Origin of the sequence: Bradyrhizobium sp. SZCCHNRI2009, from assembly GCF_032485115.1 — a bacterium.
Classification (GTDB): Bacteria; Pseudomonadota; Alphaproteobacteria; order Rhizobiales; family Xanthobacteraceae; genus Bradyrhizobium.
On the sequence record NZ_JAUEUH010000008.1, the window covers coordinates 397,580 to 415,525 of the forward strand.

Annotated in this window: 14 protein-coding genes; 3 read left to right on the top strand and 11 right to left on the bottom strand. The window is 62.3% G+C overall.

Going from position 1 to position 17,946, the window contains the following annotated elements:
- Positions 1 to 23 precede the first annotated feature (23 nt).
- Genes QX041_RS27410 through QX041_RS27420 form a run of 3 tightly spaced genes read right to left on the bottom strand, consistent with a single transcriptional unit; the run spans position 24 to position 3,758 of the window.
- Entirely contained in the window at positions 24 to 1,436 is a 1,413-nt protein-coding gene (locus QX041_RS27410) for a mannose-1-phosphate guanylyltransferase/mannose-6-phosphate isomerase (RefSeq protein ID WP_316167188.1), read from the bottom strand.
- A gap of 11 nt (positions 1,437 to 1,447) precedes the next feature.
- Positions 1,448 to 2,464, bottom strand: a complete 1,017-nt coding sequence (locus QX041_RS27415; protein WP_316167190.1) for an NAD-dependent epimerase — start codon at positions 2,462 to 2,464, stop codon at positions 1,448 to 1,450.
- A gap of 10 nt (positions 2,465 to 2,474) precedes the next feature.
- Positions 2,475 to 3,758 (bottom strand): nucleotide sugar dehydrogenase, encoded by a 1,284-nt coding sequence (locus tag QX041_RS27420; RefSeq protein ID WP_316167192.1) that lies wholly within the window; start codon positions 3,756 to 3,758, stop codon positions 2,475 to 2,477.
- Between the two features lie 186 nt (positions 3,759 to 3,944).
- Between QX041_RS27420 and QX041_RS27425 the strand changes: the two genes are divergently transcribed.
- The gene (locus QX041_RS27425; RefSeq protein WP_316167194.1) at positions 3,945 to 4,907 is read left to right on the top strand and encodes a lysylphosphatidylglycerol synthase transmembrane domain-containing protein; all 963 of its coding nucleotides are present in this window, start codon (positions 3,945 to 3,947) and stop codon (positions 4,905 to 4,907) included.
- Positions 4,908 to 4,911: 4 nt separating this feature from the next.
- Here QX041_RS27425 and asnB read toward each other — a convergent pair whose 3' ends face one another.
- The 6 genes from asnB to QX041_RS27455 form a co-directional block, all read right to left on the bottom strand.
- On the bottom strand, positions 4,912 to 6,876 hold the full coding sequence (gene asnB / locus QX041_RS27430) for an asparagine synthase (glutamine-hydrolyzing) (RefSeq protein ID WP_316167196.1): 1,965 nt from the start codon (positions 6,874 to 6,876) through the stop codon (positions 4,912 to 4,914).
- A 111-nt stretch (positions 6,877 to 6,987) separates the two neighbouring features.
- The gene (locus QX041_RS27435) at positions 6,988 to 7,710 is read right to left on the bottom strand and encodes a class I SAM-dependent methyltransferase (RefSeq protein ID WP_315758401.1); all 723 of its coding nucleotides are present in this window, start codon (positions 7,708 to 7,710) and stop codon (positions 6,988 to 6,990) included.
- A gap of 1 nt (position 7,711) precedes the next feature.
- On the bottom strand, positions 7,712 to 8,971 hold the full coding sequence (locus QX041_RS27440) for a class I SAM-dependent methyltransferase (protein WP_316167245.1): 1,260 nt from the start codon (positions 8,969 to 8,971) through the stop codon (positions 7,712 to 7,714).
- 5 nt (positions 8,972 to 8,976) lie between these two features.
- Entirely contained in the window at positions 8,977 to 9,876 is a 900-nt protein-coding gene (locus QX041_RS27445) for a sugar nucleotide-binding protein (RefSeq protein ID WP_315758402.1), read from the bottom strand.
- Positions 9,877 to 9,965: 89 nt separating this feature from the next.
- On the bottom strand, positions 9,966 to 11,843 hold the full coding sequence (locus tag QX041_RS27450) for a hypothetical protein (RefSeq protein ID WP_316167197.1): 1,878 nt from the start codon (positions 11,841 to 11,843) through the stop codon (positions 9,966 to 9,968).
- Between the two features lie 271 nt (positions 11,844 to 12,114).
- Entirely contained in the window at positions 12,115 to 14,058 is a 1,944-nt protein-coding gene (locus tag QX041_RS27455) for a hypothetical protein (protein ID WP_316167200.1), read from the bottom strand.
- A 306-nt stretch (positions 14,059 to 14,364) separates the two neighbouring features.
- On the opposite strand from QX041_RS27455, the gene QX041_RS27460 reads away from it, so the two are divergent.
- Together QX041_RS27460 and QX041_RS27465 are read left to right on the top strand one after the other, a co-directional pair.
- On the top strand, positions 14,365 to 14,901 hold the full coding sequence (locus QX041_RS27460; RefSeq protein ID WP_316167201.1) for a WbuC family cupin fold metalloprotein: 537 nt from the start codon (positions 14,365 to 14,367) through the stop codon (positions 14,899 to 14,901).
- A gap of 77 nt (positions 14,902 to 14,978) precedes the next feature.
- A complete protein-coding gene (locus tag QX041_RS27465) occupies positions 14,979 to 16,187 on the top strand; it encodes a methyltransferase domain-containing protein (protein ID WP_316167203.1) in 1,209 nt (402 codons plus the stop codon).
- 22 nt (positions 16,188 to 16,209) lie between these two features.
- On the opposite strand, the gene QX041_RS27470 is transcribed toward QX041_RS27465, so the two are convergent.
- Together QX041_RS27470 and QX041_RS27475 are read right to left on the bottom strand one after the other, a co-directional pair.
- The gene (locus QX041_RS27470; protein ID WP_316167204.1) at positions 16,210 to 17,286 is read right to left on the bottom strand and encodes a glycosyltransferase family A protein; all 1,077 of its coding nucleotides are present in this window, start codon (positions 17,284 to 17,286) and stop codon (positions 16,210 to 16,212) included.
- Positions 17,283 to 17,945, bottom strand: coding sequence for a class I SAM-dependent methyltransferase (locus QX041_RS27475; RefSeq protein ID WP_315712807.1), 663 nt, complete (start codon positions 17,943 to 17,945; stop codon positions 17,283 to 17,285). The genes QX041_RS27470 and QX041_RS27475 overlap by 4 nt, the downstream gene beginning before the upstream one ends.
- Position 17,946: the final 1 nt, after the last annotated feature.

Genomic DNA, 17,946 nt, shown 5'->3' on the forward strand with positions numbered 1-17,946 from the left:
GTGATTCGCGGCGAGACCCCGCCCTACTCGCGACGGTAATCGTCCTCGATGCGGATGATGTCGTCCTCGCCGAGATAGGACCCGGTCTGGACCTCGATCAGTTCCAGCAGGATCTTGCCCGGGTTCTCCAGCCGGTGCACCGCGCCCATCGGAATGTAGATCGATTCGTTCTCGTGCACGGTCTTGACCGTCTCGTTGATGGTGACCCGCGCCGCGCCGCGCACTACGATCCAGTGCTCGGAGCGGTGATAGTGCTTCTGCAGCGACAGCCGCTGGCCGGGCTTGACGATGATGCGCTTGACCTGGTGACGCTCGCCATTGTCGACCGACTGATAGCTGCCCCAGGGCCGATGCACCTTGATGTGCGCCTCGGTCACTTCGGGCGCGACGGTCTTGAGCTTGGCGACCAGCCGCTTCAACCCGTTGGCATCGCGCTGGCGCGACACCAGCACGGCATCCTGCGCCGCCACCACGACGAGATCGTCGACGCCCTCGAGCGCGACCAGCGCCTTGTCGGTGACCACGTTGCAGTTGCGGGAATCCTCGAACACGGCGGTGCCGCGCGCGGCATTGCCCTGCCCGTCCTTGTCGGACAGTTCCCAGACCGCATGCCAGGAGCCGACATCGGACCAACCGCACGACACCGCCACCACGGCGGCACGTTCGGTCTTTTCCATCACGGCATAGTCGATCGAGATCGGCTTGGCCGCCGCGAAGGCATCGGAGTCCAGGATGATGAAGCTGAGGTCGCGGCCGGCCTTGGAGACAGCGTCGATCACCGTCTGCACGCTGCCCGCATCGAACTTGCGGTATTCATCGAGCAGGACCGATGCGCGGAACATGAAGTTGCCGCTGTTCCAGAGATAGCCTTCGCGAATGTAGCGCTCGGCGGTCGGCTGATCCGGCTTCTCGACGAACTTCGCGACGGCCCGCACTTCCCCGGATACCGATGCACCCGGGCTGATATAGCCATATTCGGTGGCCGCGCGCTCCGGATTGACGCCGAAGGTGACGATGCGGCCGGCCTCGGCGGCAGCGAGCCCCTGCCGGCACGCCGCGAGGAAGGCCGCAGTGTCGCGGACGACGTGATCGGCCGCGAGTGCCAGCACGACAGCGTCCTGATGGCGCGACTGGGCGAACGCAGCTCCGGCTGCGATGGCCGGGCCAGAATCACGCCGCAGCGGCTCCAGCAGGACGTCGGCCTCGATGCCGATCTCGGCCAGTTGCTCGAGCACCATGAAGCGATAGGCCAGGTTGGTGATGATGATCGGCCGTTCGAACAAGTCGGCATCGGAGACGCGCAGCAGCGTGTCCTGGAACGTGGAACGGGCGCCGAACAGCGGCAGGAACTGCTTTGGGCGAACCTCCCGCGAGGCCGGCCACAGCCGAGTCCCGGCGCCGCCGCACATGATGAGAGGAATGATGCGTCCGGTCATGAATCAACCCGTTAAATTCGGTGATAGTCGCGGTACCATTTCGCAAAACGTCCGATGCCGTCGGCGGTCGACGTCGCCGGCCGGAAGCCGATGTCGCGTTCGAGGTCGCTGACATCAGCATAGGTCGCCTCGACGTCGCCGGGCTGCATCGGCAGCATTTCCCTGATGGCCGGCCGCCCAAATTCCTTCTCCAACAACGTTATCACGTCCATCAGCTGTTCGGGATGATTGTTGCCGATATTGTAAATCCGCCATGGCGCCCGGCTGCTCGACGGATCGGGCCTGTTTCCATCCCAATCCGGGTTTCCCTGGGGCGGGCGGCCGATCAGGCGGACGATGGCCTGCACGATGTCATCGACATAGGTAAAATCACGCCGCATCCGGCCATGATTGAACAGCTTGACCGGCCGTCCGGCGAGGATGGCCGTGGCGAAGATGAACATCGCCATGTCGGGCCGGCCCCAGGGACCGTAGACGGTGAAGAAGCGCAGACCGGTCGCCGGCAGCCGGTACAGATGGCTGTAGGAATGCGCCATCAGCTCGTTCGCCTTCTTGCTCGCCGCATAGAGGCTGATCGGATGATCGACATTGTCCTTGACCGAGAACGGCAACTTGGTGTTGGCGCCATAGACCGACGAGGACGAGGCAAACAGCAGGTGCTCGCAGCCGTGATGGCGGCAGCCTTCGAGGACGTTGATGAAGCCTTCGAGATTGGCGTCGACATAGGCGTGCGGATTTTCCAGCGAGTAGCGCACGCCGGCCTGAGCGGCGAGATGCACCACGATGGGAAAGCGATGCTGGGCGAACAGCGCCTTGATGCCGGCGCGGTCGACGAGATCGAGCTTGTGGAAGGTGAAGCCGGGCTGCCTCTTGAGAATGTCGAGGCGCGCTTCCTTCAGCTTCGGATCGTAATAGGCGTTGATGTTGTCGATGCCGACCACCTGCCGTCCCTCGGCGAGCAGCCGCTGCGATAGGTGAAATCCGATGAAGCCGGCGGCGCCGGTCACGAGGATGGGATGATCTGCCATGGTCGCTCCGTCAGGGTCGCCACAGTTCGATGGCGGCGGGTTTGCTCGCGCGGTCGAGCTTCATCTTCACGTCGAGCACGAGGCCGCTCTCCTCGCGCAGCAGGCCCTGCACGAGAGCCCAGCCTCCGGCGAGATACTGATCGTGCGACACGGCCAACACCACCGCGTCGGCTGGGCGCAGCGCCTCGATCGCCGTCAGGCCGATGCCATACTCCTCGTGCACCGCCGCTGCATCGGCGAGGGGATCGGCGATCTGCACCTCGACGCCGAACGACTGCAATTCGCTGATGATGTCGATCACCCGCGAATTGCGGATGTCCGGCACGTTCTCCTTGAACGTCATGCCGAGAATGGTGACTACGCCCCCCCGGCCCTTCCGCCGCAGCAATCCGCGGATGCATTCGCGCGCGATGCGCCGGCCCATCTCGTCATTGATGCGGCGGCCCGCCAGGATCACCTCGGGATGGTAGCCCGCCTTCTCGGCGCGGTAGGTGAGGTAATAGGGATCGACGCCGATGCAGTGGCCGCCGACCAGGCCGGGGGTGAACGGCAGGAAGTTCCACTTGGTCGCGGCAGCCGCGAGCACGTCGCCGGTATCGATCTCCAGTGCCTGGAAGATCAGCGACAGCTCGTTCATGAAGGCGATGTTGAGATCGCGCTGGGTGTTCTCGATCACCTTGGCCGCCTCGGCGACCTTGATCGAGGGCGCGCGATGGATGCCGGCGGTGACGACCGAGCCGTAGACGGCGGCGACGATCGCGAGCGTCTGCGGATTCTGTGCCGAGACCACCTTGGTGATGGTCTCGAAGCGATGCGTCTTGTCGCCGGGATTGATGCGCTCCGGCGAATAGCCGACGTTGAAATCCGTCCCCGCCTTCAGCCCCGAGCAGCTCTCCAGTAACGGGACGCAGTCTTCTTCCACGGCACCCGGGTACACGGTCGACTCATAGACGACGATGTCACCGCGTTTCAGAACGGCTCCCACCGTGCGCGTCGCGGCCAACATGGCGCCGAGATCGGGCCGCCGCGCGTTGTCGATCGGGGTCGGAACGGTGACGATGAAAAAATCGGCAGTCGCGATATCGTCCGGCTCGCTGGTGAAGCGCAGGCCCGGCCGGCGCAGATCGGCCGCATCGACCTCGCAGGTCCGGTCCCTTGCGTCCTTCAGCTCCGCGACCCGGACCGCATCGATATCGAATCCGATCGTGGGCCAGCCTGTCCGCGCGAACGCAGCCGCGACCGGCAGGCCGACATAGCCAAGGCCTATCACCGCAATCTTCCGGCCATGAGACATAAATTGATATTCCGGTCGTTTCGGAGGCCATTGACGCCACCCCTGCGACTGTTTAGCCACCGGGGCATCAGGACCGCAAGGGGCGGCTAAGGCTCCCCTCGACCGGGGTCCGGCCTTGCCAGGACGGGAGTTGCGCGTATCGCACTCGGCTTGGACCGTTTCAACCAAGAGCGAAGCCAGCCTGGCATGCGTGCGTTTTTGATTCTTCTCCTCCGGATCGTGGTGTCGCTGGCCCTGCTGTATCTCGCTTTGCGCGGGATCAACTTTGCGGCGATCCGCGAGCGGCTCAGCCAGATCAACATCGGCTGGATCGGGCTGGCGGTAGCCATCACGCTGGTGCAGATCTTCATCGGCGCCCTGCGGTGGCGCGAGATCTCCGCGCTGTGCGGCGCGCCGCTGACGGACATGCAGGCGTTCCGCTACAACATGATCGGCGCCTTCTTCAATCAGACCCTGCCGTCCTCGATCGGCGGCGATGCCGTGCGTCTCTGGCTGATCGGGCGCACCGGCGCCGGCTGGCGCGCGGCCAGCTACTCGATCCTGACCGACCGCGCCGTCGGCTTCATTGCGCTGGCGCTGATCATCGTCGCGAGCCTGCCGTGGAGCTATGGCATGATCGCTGACGAGCACGGGCGGCTGGCCCTGGTGCTGGTCGACGCCGCCGCGCTGGCGGCCGGCGTCGGCTTCCTCACCATCGGCCATCTGCCGGCCAAATGGATGAAGGCGTGGTGGCCGACGCGCCACGTCTATGCCTGCTCGGTGATCGCGAACAAGGTGATCTTCGGCCGGAGCACGGCTGCAAAGATTGCCGCGCTGTCGCTGTCGATTCACGTGCTCGCCGTCGTCATCGCCTGGTGCGCGGTGCGCTCCATCGCGGCGCCCGCGGCGTTCGAACAACTGTTCCTGCTGACTCCGCCGATCATGCTGATCACGATGCTGCCGATCTCGATCGCCGGCTGGGGCGTTCGCGAGGCGACGATGATGGTCGCGTTCGGCTATGCCGGGCTCGCTCCGGCCGACGGCACGGTGGTCTCGATCCTGTTTGGTACGGTCTATTTCATCATCGGAGGCATGGGCGGCGTGGTGTGGATTTTCAGCGCCGAGAAGGGCGCAGGCCGACTGGCCGTGCCGGCAATCGCGGAAGACTGAACTATTAGGGACGGGCCCACGCGTCGTACCACGCCTCGGCCATCAGGACGTTCCACAGCCAGTAGGAATGGTTGTGGCGCCGGCTGAGATGCTCGTCGAACATGCGTGTCACCCGGATCGGATCGAACAGGCCCTGCCGCTTGAGGCGAGCCGGTGACAGCAGGTCTGCGGCCCATGATTTCAGCGGGCCGCGCAGCCACGTATCGAGCGGAATGCTGAATCCGGTTTTCGGCCGATCGATCATCTCCGCCGGCACGTGCCGGTACAGCACCTGACGCACCAGCCATTTGCCGCGCCCATCACGGACCTTCATCCGAGGAGGAACCCTCGTTGAGAACTCAACGACGTCCTTGTCGAGGAAAGGCACGCGTGTCTCCAGCGCCACCGCCATCGCCGCACGATCCAACTTCTGCAGGATGTCATCGCTTAGATAGCTCAGGGCATCGGCGAGCGTCATGCGATCGAGCGGATCGAGCTGAGCAGTCAGCTGCATCTCATTCTCTGCCCAGCTCGGACGCTCCGCGCCTCCCATCACCGTTGCGGCCGGATCCTGGTCGATCGAGCTCAGCGTCCGATACAGCGCATCAAGGCCATCGGCGGCAATGATGCGCCCGAGCTTGGCGACCTGGTCGCCGGCATGGCGGACCTTCCATCGGGCCGGCAACACGGGCTGTAGGGCGTTGAGAATCGTATCGGCCGGCTCCGGCGCTAATGCACCAAGCGCGGCACCGATCGCACGCCGCAACGGCATCGGCAGGAGGCCGAGACGCGCCTGCAGCCCCCCGCCCCAGACATGGCGGTTATAGCCACCGAACAATTCGTCACCTGCATCGCCCGACAGCGCGACGGTGACATGCTGGCGCGCCAGCTGCGCCACCAGATGGGTCGGAATCTGTGAGGAGTCGGCGAACGGCTCGTCATAGATGCGCGGCAGCTTGGGTACGACGTCCATGGCGGTGCGGGCATCGACATAGAGCTCGGTATGATCAGTGCCAAGATGTTGGGCGACCCTACGCGCGTCCTCGGCCTCGTTGTATCCGCCCTCGGCAAAGCCGATGCTGAAGGTGCGGACCGGCCGGCTGGCCTGCGCCTGCATCAGCGCGACGATGGTCGAGGAATCCACGCCGCCGGACAGGAACGCACCGAGCGGCACGTCGGACAGGCACTGCCGTTTCACGGCTTTGGATAGAAGCTGCTCCAGCCGTTCGATGGCCTCGCTCTCACCGCTGATCCGGTCGCCCTGCGCAGCAACGACATGGTGGCGCAGCGACCAGTAAAGCTGCGGCTCGAACCAGGTCCCGGGCGCAGCATCGGCAGGGAAGCCGACGTACGAGGCCGGCGGCAGCTTGCGTATCCCCGTCCAGATCGTGGCCGGCGCGGGCACGCAGGAGAAGCGCATGAATGCCGTCAGCGCCGCGCGATCTAGCGCTGGTGCCCATGACGGATGCGCCGCCAGCGCCTTCAGTTCCGACCCGAACACCAGATCGGCGCCGCTCCAGCCATAGAACAGCGGCTTCTCGCCAAAGCGATCGCGCGCCAGGATCAGGCATCGTGCCCCGGCGTCCCACAGCGCAAAGGCGAACATGCCGACCAGGCGCTCGAGCGCGGGCTGGACGCCCCATTGCCGGATGGCGGCAAGCAGCGTTTCGGTGTCGGAATGGCCGCGCCAGTTCGGCGCAACGCCGCACGCCTCCAAGTCGTCCCGAATCTCGAGATGGTTGTAGATCTCGCCGTTGAAGGTGATGGTGTAGCGCCCGCACGAGCTGCGCATGGGCTGGGCGCCGGCCTCGGAGAGATCGAGGATCGATAGCCGCCGATGACCGAAGGCGATGCCGGCCTCCGCAAGGATAGATAGTCCCCACGCGTCCGGCCCCCGATGAGCCAGCGCTTCGGTCATCCGCCCGGCACAACCACCAAGTACACTTTCATTGGCGCCGCGAGGGCGAAAAAGGCCCACTATGCCGCACATAAATCGGCTCTTTCGGGCACGCGCAAGCCGCGGATCCTCGATAAGGACTTCTTTAATAGCCCCGATCCGCCGACAAATCCGACGGCTGCGCTGAGCGGGCAGGACTTCACACTACAGACCCTTCTTGCCGGTGCAGAGCGCGGCAATGTAATTGGCCATCTTATGAAAACCAGTGTGGATGACCTCGTCGTTCATACTAAACATGAACACGTTGTGGAAGTAATCCTCCAGCAGACGCCGCAGATCCGGACCGGTCTTGCAATTAATGTGACCGATCCTTGACTGAGCGGATGCATAGGGCTGGCTCTCAATGGACGGCATGCCGATAATCGCCGCTCCGTTGGAATCCAACGAAGCGAAGGCATTAGATAGGAATAGGCGCTCCTTGGCGGGCTCGATATGTTCGAGCACGTCGAGCGCGTAAACGGCATCGTAGTCCCCAGGAACGGGCCCATCGAGCATGTCGTGAACGAAAGCTTCGAACTGCCAGCGCGGCGCCATGCGCTTCTTTGCGTCCTCGATAAACACCGGATCGAAATCGATCGCGGTCATCTTGCCGACCTCGGCCTGCACGATGCGGGTCCCAAAGGCGTCGCCGCAACCGATTTCCAGCACCTTCTCGCGTCCCGAGAACATCTTGGACACGAACTTATAGCGGGACAACCGAAACACGAGGTGCTTCGGGTCCTCGTGCCAGCTCTGGCTGCCACGTAGCCCGAGCGTCTCGTATCCCCGCTCGGACGCAGCTTCGACCATGACCTGATACTGGGTTTCCTTGGTCCTCTTGTCCTCCATGAGCGTACCCTTCCCCAACGCTGATCCGATCATTGCCATCTTAGATCCTCACATCCCCGTCCTCGCCTACGACCCGGGTCTCGGGACACAACACAATGAAATGGCCACCCTTGCTGAGGTATTCCTGGTTGGTCTCAATGATCTTCTTCGAGTGCACCCAGGCCAGGATGATCGTGTAGTCCGGCATCCGCTTCACGAGCTCCGCCGTGGGCACAACCAGATTGCCGTCCCCGGAGGCGTAGCGTCCAACCTTCTGCGGATGATCATCCACGATGTAGTCGATCTTACCGGAAAGCCCCATCTGGATGATCAATGTCGGGCCGCTACGCGCCGCGCCATAGCCGGCGATGGTGGCGCCCTGCGCTTTTAGCTTGGCAACGAGCTCGGCTGTGCGGGTCCGCAGTTCCTTCACCTTTGCACCGAAGGCGTGCAGCGTTTCGAGCTTGTCCAGCCTGCGCTCGGTCTCAAGGGCGACGAGCTCGCGGACGGAGTCCTGAACTGGGCGTGCGCTGCCCTTTAGCTGAACGGTGCCGATCAGCGAACCGTGCTGAATGGCTGCACGCTCCACCGCGATCAACTGCAGCCCGTGACGGTCGAGGAACGAGATCAGGGGCTTGACCGAATGATGGCTCAGATGTTCGTGGAACAAGGTCGCGATCAGCATGCCGTCGACGATATCGAGCAAATACTGAGCCTCGAAGAAGAACAGACCGTCGGGCGCCAGCATTTCCCGCACGCAGTCGACCATCTCGCCCAAATCGTCGGCATGTGCGAAGACGTTGAACGCACAGATGATGTGGGCGGGACCGTGCTCCTCGCGGATCTTCCTGGCGAGATCCCTGGTCATCAGCGAGGTGATGGTCGGAATACCGGCATCATTGGCGCGTTTGGACGCATCTGTCGCCGGATCAATGCCGAGCACACGGTAGCCGGCGGCCTTGAACGGCTTCAATAGCGAGCCGTCATTGCTGCCGATGTCGACGACCAAGGCACCGACCGGCGCGGCCGCCGCCCTCACGGCTCTGGCAGCGACGTTCTGGAAGTGCTCCGGCATGCCTTTGGCATCGCCCGAGAAATAGGTGTAAGAATCCCACAGGGTCTTGGGATCGATGATGTCGACCTGTTGGACGTGGCCGCAATCCCCGCACATGAAGACATCGACGGGGTAGCGCGGCGCGCTGGCCGCCATAGCCCGATCGTAGGAGTAGTTCTCCGACAGCGGGATCGGCGAGAGCTCGACCACCCGCTCCACATTGCGGGACCCACACAGCCGGCATGTCTGGCGTCTTGTCACGGTCATCGCATTCAAGCCTTCTGTGCCCGGTAGTCAGTGATGAGGTCCTCGACCAGTGCGTCGAGCGGTTGCGGCGTGACGCCGCACAACTTGGTTGTGCGCTGCATGCCAAGCCCGCTATAGGTCGGCTTGAATGCAATATGGATGCCTTTTGCGGTCGCCGTCGTCGGCCGGATCATGTCGGGGTCGACACCGAGCCGTCGGGCGAGCTTAGCAGCAAAATCGACGTAGTTCACGTTCTCCGCGCCGGAGAGATGCAGGTTCCCGGCGACGCGCTGTTGGCCGATTTGCGCCAAGGCCTCACCCACGAATCGCACCGACATCGGCGCAAAGACCAGATCGGAAAAAGGCTCGATTGGCTGGCCCTTTTCCCAAGCCGAGAACCACGCTGGCAGAGGCGACACGCCCGCATTCATGATCTTGGTGAGACGAATGATATTGAGGCGATCCAGCGCACCCAGCCGCTCCGCGGCACGACGCACGACGATCTCGCTGTCGGACTTCTGCTTCGCGTAGGCGATGCCCGGTTGATGCGGGTCATCCTCCTTCGGCCATGGCAGCTCGCCACCGAAGACGGAATTGGTCGAGATGTAGGTCACGAACAGGCCTTGCTCCAACAGCGAAGCCACCGTGCGCGGGATCAGCTCGACGTTGATGATCCGAGCCATCGGATCCTTTTCGCAGCGACCATAGTTGGTCGCGGCCGCGATCAGGAAGGCATATTGCACACCAGGCGGAGCGATGAACGGCGCCTCGCTCTCGAAATCGAGCAGCACACGCTCCGGACCGACCGTATCCGGCCGCCGTGTGGTCTCAAGGGCGGTGTGCCCGCGCTGGCGCAACGTTCTGACAACACTGCCGCCGACGAGACTGTCGCCCCCGACAACCAGAAATGCTTGCTGATTGCTCATTATATCGCCTCGCCGCGGCTTTTCCCAGCAGCTGTCGAAAGATCGTGCTTCATCTCCGGCAAAATCCCTTTTCTCATCGGGCCTGTCACTTAGACGCGATCAGCGTTCCGGCTCCGCCTGGATAGCGACAACATCGCGCTACTGCAATAATCTGGGCAACGAGCCGACGCCGCCCCTCGCATCAAAATGTTGTATAACATCATCACAGTGGCCCACACACACCAGCAGTTCACGGCGACAACGACCATAGGCAACTTCTGAATGGATGAGGGCCGAAGAAAACGAAAAAAGAGCCTTTCGATTAATCTCAGCTTCCGTTTGAAACGACCGCCGACGAAACGTCCTTCCACTCGGTAGCCGATCCAGTTCGCAGGTAGGACCTCCTGAGTGTATCGCGAAAGCTCGCTAGAGAAATTGCTTCGTTCGAGCTCGGAGTTCTGGTGCTCGATGAATACTGCCAATTGGCCCCCGTGTGCCAAATGTCTATCGGCGATTTCGAGCCACTTCCTGAGCTGACGGATGTTCGCTCGATAGATGTGAATCAGGATACGGTCGTAGGCCTTGTGCGGACCTTCCTCGCCCACCGAGTTCGGCATCTGCTGGATGTCAATCGGGAGCCGCCCCGGAAGATAACGCGCCAGTGAGCTGTCAGCAGGACAGATCAGCAGGACTCGCCGCGGCTTCACCTGGATGACGTTCGCTACCCAATCGAGCACCAGGCACGAATCGAGCCAGAGGTGATTCCAGATACGAACATCCGGAAGTCGTCCGGTATATACCTGCGCCACGCGCAGCATCGCGTGATAACGTCCGACCAGATCCGTTCTCTTCCGAACCTGCACATTCCGCTTTTCGGGATCGAGAACCTCCGGAGGCCACGTCCATTTGCCAGACAGCGAGAACTTCAGGGAAGCCCAGGCCTCCAGGCCAGACGACCAGTACTCATGCCCCTCATGTGGCACAGCATTCGGCGTCATCCTCGACGCGACATCGGCCATGAACTCTCGAGCAAGCGCCTTGACTTCCGGCAACGCTTCCCCACCGGGGCCGCTGCGGAAAACGAGATCGACCTGCGCACAACGCCGATGTTCGCTGGTAGTCCAACGCGACAGTTCGGTTGCGATGCTGCCGACGCTCTTAATGCCGCAGCGAAGCAGCGCCTGCTCCTGCGCTTGCGGCTGCAGCTCCAACATGAAGAAATCGTCCGAATCGTCCATGAAGCCGATCTTGCCCGACGGAACCAGCTCCGGGACAAAGCCATAGTCGCAATAGGAATTCACGGGCGGCATCGGCACCTCGGGCTTGATAGCCAGCATAAAGATGAGGTGGTACCGAGCCAGCAGGGTCGCCTCATCAACCTGCCAATACATCTGGTTGTGGGTTTCGCAACTGACGAACTGCTGGGTCACGGTCTTCGCTACAGCCGTCGGATGCAAGTTCTCGAACGCGAGTCGCACCATCGAGCGCGGTGGGACGGCCAGGCAGTGCCCTTCGTCAGAAAGCGAGCTCGCCAGAATTGGCAGTGTCGGCTCCGCGGACGCACGTAAGGACGGCGCCATGATGCACGGATACCCCTCTCCTAGCTTGGATATGGTCGCGCGCAACGAACCGTCGGCCAGCACGAAGTCGGAGTTCATGAAAATAAAGTGCGTATTAGTTTGTTCTGGCCCGCTATCCATGATGCCGCGCGCGTAAGCGAGTGTCAGGGTCACACCATAGATACCGGTCGTGATCAGATCATCGATGAGAATGAACCGAACTGGACATAGAGCCCGCACCCTTTCCATGATCGCGAGTTCGAAGAAATGAGCCTGCCCCTCGGTTGAAGTCAGAATCAACATTTCAAGCTCGGTCTGGCCGGCAACATAGGGCAGATTTCCCGGCGCAAGATAGGACGGCAGTGAAAGCCTGACGAACTCGTCAATGTACCGAGTTCCCCAGATCACCGTCAGAAACTTGACTTTCATCGCTGCCCTTCAGTCCGGTCGCGTACCAACAGATCGTCACAATTAGCCGATGTGGGCGCCAAAGACTCCACTTTGCGAGATCGAAGGCAATTCCAGCCCACCCGCCGCGGTTGTAGTCCAAGCAGAAATCCGCAGCAAACTCTAGCCAGAAAGTGGCACAAATCTACCCGAATCAACATGCCGCAAAATTGGGCCGTGCGGAAGTAGCGCCGGAGCTGGTTAGCCTATGTTATGATACCCGCGATAGCAAATCCCGATGCCGGCAGCGGTTCTAACTCCGCAGCGACCGCGATCCAGAACTGGTGCGGTCAGCCGACTGCGCAGTGAGAATCCGTTTGGACAAGGACAGCAGCAAACTGCTACAGTGCGCGGGAAACCTCGCTTGGTGGCGGCGCATCCGAAAATTGTTCAGCGTCGTCATGACTGCAAGCAGGCCCCAGGCAAGCGCGGCTCCCGCCGTCATCGGCAGCCGCCGCAGGGAAACCGGCCATAAAAAGCGGTAAACTCCACGTTCGGCGCAGCGAAGGACGTATTTTATTTCACCGCCTGCGAATCGGGCGCGACAGTGGTAGTTGATCCAGTCCTTCGGCAATAACTGGTCGGCAAAGTACGGCAGTTCGCCAGAAAGATTCCCTCCATCGAGTTCCGGATAGCGATGCTCGACGAAGACCGACAGAACACCGTCCGGACCCAACCGTTTTTCAGCCGCCCGCAAGGTGTTCGCCATTCCGGCGACTCCCTCGCGGAGAACATGAATGAGAATGTCGTCGTATATAGCCTGCAGCTCGGGCACGGACGGTGTTGCGTCGCGAGTAACTCCGGAAATTAGCGCGGCCTCAGAGCAAACATCGATCGGGAAGTATAGTGGCAGCGCAGCGGCCAAAGGGCTGGCCGTACTACAGACGAGGAGCGTACGCGATCTCGATCGCGCCTGGACCTCGGCAATCCAAACCCGCAGCAAACACGAATCCAGCCACTGATAATGCCAAATCGGGACGTCAGGGAGACTGCGGCTCTGTCTCCTCATCCAGCCAATAAATTGGCTGTAGAGCCGAAGGATGGCGGATTTCAGGTCTCCCGCCTTGCCTACCGAGCTGTCTCGGCTGTCCAATTCCGGCGGCATTACGACAGTCTGGTGAGCAACGGCGAATCTCAACGATGCCCAATACTGAACGCCGGCGAGCCAATACGGATGGTTAACGTGGTCGATTGGTTCACGCGTCATCTTCGATTTCAGCTCGGTCATGAACTGCTCTGCGCGTGCGCGAGCCCGATCCAGTTCCGGGCCGGGATCTCCGGAATGAAAGACAACATCTACTTCGGCGAAGCGCCGGTGTTCGGCTGTGGTCCACTGACAGAGCTCGGCCGCGATTGTGTCCACGCTGGCTTGACCGCCCTTAACAAGGTTACGCTCGGAACTCGATGATTGCAGCTCGGCAACGAAGAATTCGTCGGAGTTACCGAGCAACGTGAATCTCCGCGACGGGACCAGTTCAGGCATGAAGCCATAGTCGCTGTACGAGTTCAGCGGCGTCAGCGGTACCTCGGGCTTGACCGCCATCATGAAGATCAGGTGATGGCGACAAAGCAATGTCTCGTCGTCCACCTGCCAGTAGATCTGGGTATGGCTGGTACAGGTGATGAGGCCCTGGGTGATGGTCTTGGCTGTCACGGTCAGATGCAGGTTGTCGAGGACGATGCGGACCAGATCGCGCGGTTTGAGCGTCAGCTCAAATCCGTCCGGCGAGAGCGCCTTTACTAGAGATGGCAGAGCGGTCTCCGCGACTGCGCGCAAGGATGGCGTCTTCACGCAAGGATGCCCCTCGGCGATCTTGCTAACGAGTGTTCGCAGCGATCCGTCTGCCAGCACGAAGTCCGAGTTCATGAACACGAAGCAGGTGTTGGTCTGTTCGCTGCCGCTGTCCATGATGCCGCGCGCATAGGCTGCCGTCAGAGTCACGCCGTACGCGCCGCCGGCGATCAGATCATCGATCGGAATGTAGCGAACAGAGCAAAGCGCCTTCAGCCGGGCCATGATCGGCTGCTTCTCGAAATGCGCCCGCCCTTCGGCAGACGTTAGAACGACGACTTCCAACTCGTTCGCCTCGGCCACCCAAGGCAGATTTTGGGGCGACAAATAGGAAGGGAGCGAGACGCGGGCGAACTCGTCGATATACCGAGCCCCCCATATCACCGTCAGAAATTTGACTTTCATTCCGTAAAAGCGCCTCGAAAAGCCTTCGTGCGACGGACTTGACACGCCTTCCGCTTGGCACGCGCAGCGAACGCCCGCCCTCGCTCGGTCACGGCAGCCAGGACCAACGCTCCATTTTCCAGGCAAGGTAAAGCAGAAACGCCGGTCAAACTCTAGCAAAACTCCGCATCGCGACGTTGCAGTGGACCCAAAAGTCCTTTATGCGGGCGGGCTAAAGCTCCGACCACCGCACGGCCCGGGTATCCTTCCGGGACCGCGCCATCGCCGGGGAGCTGTGGACAAGTCAGCGCATTTCTGGACGAATGCATGGACCAGCCGGACCACCGATTGCGCGAAGTTTCGCCCGAGGTGCTGTACTCGGATGGCGGTTTCCTCGGTGTCGACGACAGAATCGTGCAGCTATTGAAGAACAAGGCGGCGAAATCGCCCCGGCGGCGCTGCCGCCTTTGTTTTCACGCATCGTCGGACGATCTGCAACAGGAGATGCTGATCGTCATGCACCGCTCCTCCTATGTGCGCCCTCACCGTCACCTGCGCCGTTCCGAAACGTTGGCGGTCATTGAAGGAAACTGCGAGACGCTCCTGTTCGACGAAGATGGACAGCTGACGGAACGCCTGCCGATGTCGGCCGCGGCCGAGGGCGGCCGCTTCTTCTACAAGATGCCGCCGGGCATCTTCCACACCTTGATATTCCGCTCGGAATGGCTGGTGTTCCTGGAAACCACGATCGGTCCATTCGATCCGACCTCCAGCGAAGCGGCGAGCTGGGCTCCGCCGGAAACCGACCCGGCGGCCGGGCATTCGTACCTCGCCGGTCTTGAATCGGCTGGTGCCAGCCGGTAGTGGCCGCTGTTTACTCATGCCGCCAAGTCGGGCATCTAGCTACGGTCGTTAGAAGTCTCTGAAGAGGAATCGCGCACATGGCGTGTTTGGTTTGCGGTGCTCAGGAGGTCAAGCAGGCGCTGGACCTGGGAAGCCACCCGGTGGCGTCGTTCTTCCTGCCGGAGAGGGAGACGCCGGAACATGCCGTCGAACTGGTGCTCGGCCAATGTGCCACCTGCGGCACCATCCAGCTGATGAAACCTGTGTCGCATGAGGCGCTGATTCCGCCGTACGACTGGCTGTTCGCGCGCGAGCCGGAAGAGCATCTTGACCAGGCGGTCGAGCAGATCGTGGCGCTTCCCGGGGTGGCAACGGACAGCGTGATCGGGGCGCTGACATCGAAGGATGACACCACGATCGACCGGTTTCGCCGCAACGGGTTCGAACGAACCTGGCGGGTCACGCTCGACGGCGATCTTGGCCTCACCAACCCCGCCTGCGGCATCGAGACGGTCCAGAAACTGACCACACCTGAGCGCATGGCCGCGATCGCAGACAGGCGCGGTGCTGCCGATGTCTTGATCGTCCGCCACATTCTCGAACATGCCGAAAACCTGCATGATTTCGTCGGCGGCATCGCGGCGCTGGTCAAGCCCGGCGGCATCGTCATGGTGGAAATTCCGGACTGTACCAACAGCCTGCGGCTGCACGACTACTGCATGCCCTGGGAGGAGCATTCGCTCTACTTCACGCCCGAGACCTTCGCGCCGGTCCTGACCATGGGTGGCTTTGAGCCCATCCGCATGGATGTGTTCCCCCTGCCCTTCGAGAATTCTATCGTGCAGTTGGCGCGCAAGGTCGGCCTCCCCGGCCCGGTCAAGCGAGATCAACCGCCCGATGCGAGCCAGTTGCAGCTGCTCGAAAGCTACGCCGCCGATTTCGAGCCCACGCGTCGCGAACTGCGCGCGAAGCTCGCCAAGTTCCGCGCCGAGCAAGGCCCGATCGCCTTGTTCGGTGCCGGCCATCTCGTCTGCGCCTTCGCCAACTTCCTGGGCGTTGCCGACCTGATCGACTTCGTGGCCGACGACACGCCGCAGAAGATCGGCAAATATCTGCCCGGCGCGCGCCTGCCGATCCTCCCCTCCGCGGCGCTGGCTGAACGCGGCATCAAGCTGTGCCTGCTGGCTCTCTCGGTCAGCAGCGAGGACCGGGTGATCGAGCGCAACAGCGCTGTGAGCGCGGCCGGCGGCAAGTTCGCCTCGATCTTGCGGGCGAGCCCGCGCTCAATCTTCTCGCTGGCGCTCTGATCCGCTTGAAGCGACGTTCGTGTCAGCGCCGCGCGTGCCGCGCGCGGCGGAACCAGGCCGTCATGGCGAGCGCCCACAGCGACATCGGCCGCTCCTGCAGGACGAACCAGGCGAGAGCGATCATGCGTCCGGCGGCTCCGTCCAAAGCTGCGGCGAAATTGAGCGCGATCGGGCCGAGCGGCCCGCGCGCCAGTTGCAGGAGCGTGGCTTTCCGCATCGGCTGCGCGGAAATGGCGATGCGCGCTAATCCGAAGCGCCAGCGCCGCTCGAACAGCTTCGGATACCAGATTGGGAACGCCGGATCGGCCTTCATTCGCGCGATCGACTGGTTCATCACCTCGAAGCTGCGCGAGAGATCCGCCGCTTCCGAGCGCGAATAGCCCGACGGACTGATTTTCCAGGTCATGCCGACCGTTGGGCTAAAGCAGAAGCCATGCCGCAGGGCCAATTGCTTGAATAGAAGGCCGTCCGCAAATGACCGCAGCACGGGATCGAACCCGCCGGCATCGATGATGGCCGCACGTCGCACCACTGCCGTCCCGGCAAGCAGCCAATTGTCGGCGTAGCGCAGCAAGGCCGCGACCTCGCCCGGCCCGAGATAGGCCGCCTCGTAAGCCGGCACGATCGGCGGCCTGGGCTGCGCGCTGTCGGGGCGCGTCACGTCGACGGCGAGCCCTTCGGTACAGGCCAGCACCGCATCGGGATGGCGCTCCAGAGCGGACAGAGTGGCCTTGAACAGCCCCGGATGCGTGAAATCGTCGGCAGCGCCAAAATTGATGAAGATGCCGCGAGCAGCCTGCAAGCCGCGGTTCAGCGCCGCGACCGTGCCCTGGTTCTTCTCCTGCGCCAGAACCCGCAGGGTCGGAAACTCCGACGCCAGCGCGGACAGCCTCGCCAGGCTGTCATCGGTCGAGCCGTCGTCGATGACGATGATCTCGTCCGGCGCCGGCTCCTGTTGCGCAAAGGCGCGGATAGCATCGCCGACCAGCGAACCATGATTATAGTTCGGAATGACGACCGAGAGCCGCACCGAATCCGTTGACGGACGCTCGATGGCGGTGATCGGTGGTTCTGCCTGCGGCGAGTTGGTGGCGCTCATTCGAAGAAGATGAACTCGTGGTCGCCGGTGTAGCCGGAGCGCTTGAATTCGAAGGCCCATTCCTCGGGGGTGTGGAAGATGCGGCAGGTGAGCTGCCAGTACATCAGGTTCACCTTCTCGCGCTCGTTGCGATAGCCCTCGACGCAGAGATACTTGGCGCCGCGGCTGACGCGCTCCATCTCGCGCAGGGCGGCATCGAGATCGTAGTTGTAGAGGTTGTGCAGCGTGTTGATCGAGATGACCAGATCGAAGTGCTTGTCGGGGTAGGGCAGCTTGGCCGCGGTGCCGACCTGGCAGAACGGCTTCACGCTCTCCATCGTGTGCTCGATGCCGTAGGAGGAGACGTCGATGCCGGCGACCTCGAGATCCGGGATGGCTTCGCGGAAATCGTGTAGGATGAAGCCCTTGCCGGAACCGACGTCGAGCACGCGCATGCCGGGCTTGATGCCGTAAGTCGCGATCATCGCATCGGCGACCTTGCGCCAGCGGCCGTCATATTTGTAGCCGCCATAGCCGGTCTCGCGGCTGCCGTCCCAGTAGTCGTAGTCGTACTTGATCGCCATCTCCGCGACATCGGCCTTGTCGCGCTGGGTGACGCGCGCGAGATAGTCGCGCTTGGTCGATTTGTGGACGAGACTGACGAACTCGCGATAGGCCATG

Coding starts and splice junctions, on each gene's coding strand:
- QX041_RS27410 (WP_316167188.1), bottom strand. CDS start 1,436: ATGACCGGACGCATCATTCCTCTCATCATGTGCGGCGGCGCCGGGACT.
- QX041_RS27415 (WP_316167190.1), bottom strand. CDS start 2,464: ATGGCAGATCATCCCATCCTCGTGACCGGCGCCGCCGGCTTCATCGGA.
- QX041_RS27420 (WP_316167192.1), bottom strand. CDS start 3,758: ATGTCTCATGGCCGGAAGATTGCGGTGATAGGCCTTGGCTATGTCGGC.
- QX041_RS27425 (WP_316167194.1), top strand. CDS start 3,945: ATGCGTGCGTTTTTGATTCTTCTCCTCCGGATCGTGGTGTCGCTGGCC.
- asnB (WP_316167196.1), bottom strand. CDS start 6,876: ATGTGCGGCATAGTGGGCCTTTTTCGCCCTCGCGGCGCCAATGAAAGT.
- QX041_RS27435 (WP_315758401.1), bottom strand. CDS start 7,710: ATGGCAATGATCGGATCAGCGTTGGGGAAGGGTACGCTCATGGAGGAC.
- QX041_RS27440 (WP_316167245.1), bottom strand. CDS start 8,971: ATGACCGTGACAAGACGCCAGACATGCCGGCTGTGTGGGTCCCGCAAT.
- QX041_RS27445 (WP_315758402.1), bottom strand. CDS start 9,876: ATGAGCAATCAGCAAGCATTTCTGGTTGTCGGGGGCGACAGTCTCGTC.
- QX041_RS27450 (WP_316167197.1), bottom strand. CDS start 11,843: ATGAAAGTCAAGTTTCTGACGGTGATCTGGGGAACTCGGTACATTGAC.
- QX041_RS27455 (WP_316167200.1), bottom strand. CDS start 14,058: ATGAAAGTCAAATTTCTGACGGTGATATGGGGGGCTCGGTATATCGAC.
- QX041_RS27460 (WP_316167201.1), top strand. CDS start 14,365: ATGGACCAGCCGGACCACCGATTGCGCGAAGTTTCGCCCGAGGTGCTG.
- QX041_RS27465 (WP_316167203.1), top strand. CDS start 14,979: ATGGCGTGTTTGGTTTGCGGTGCTCAGGAGGTCAAGCAGGCGCTGGAC.
- QX041_RS27470 (WP_316167204.1), bottom strand. CDS start 17,286: ATGAGCGCCACCAACTCGCCGCAGGCAGAACCACCGATCACCGCCATC.
- QX041_RS27475 (WP_315712807.1), bottom strand. CDS start 17,945: ATGGCCTATCGCGAGTTCGTCAGTCTCGTCCACAAATCGACCAAGCGC.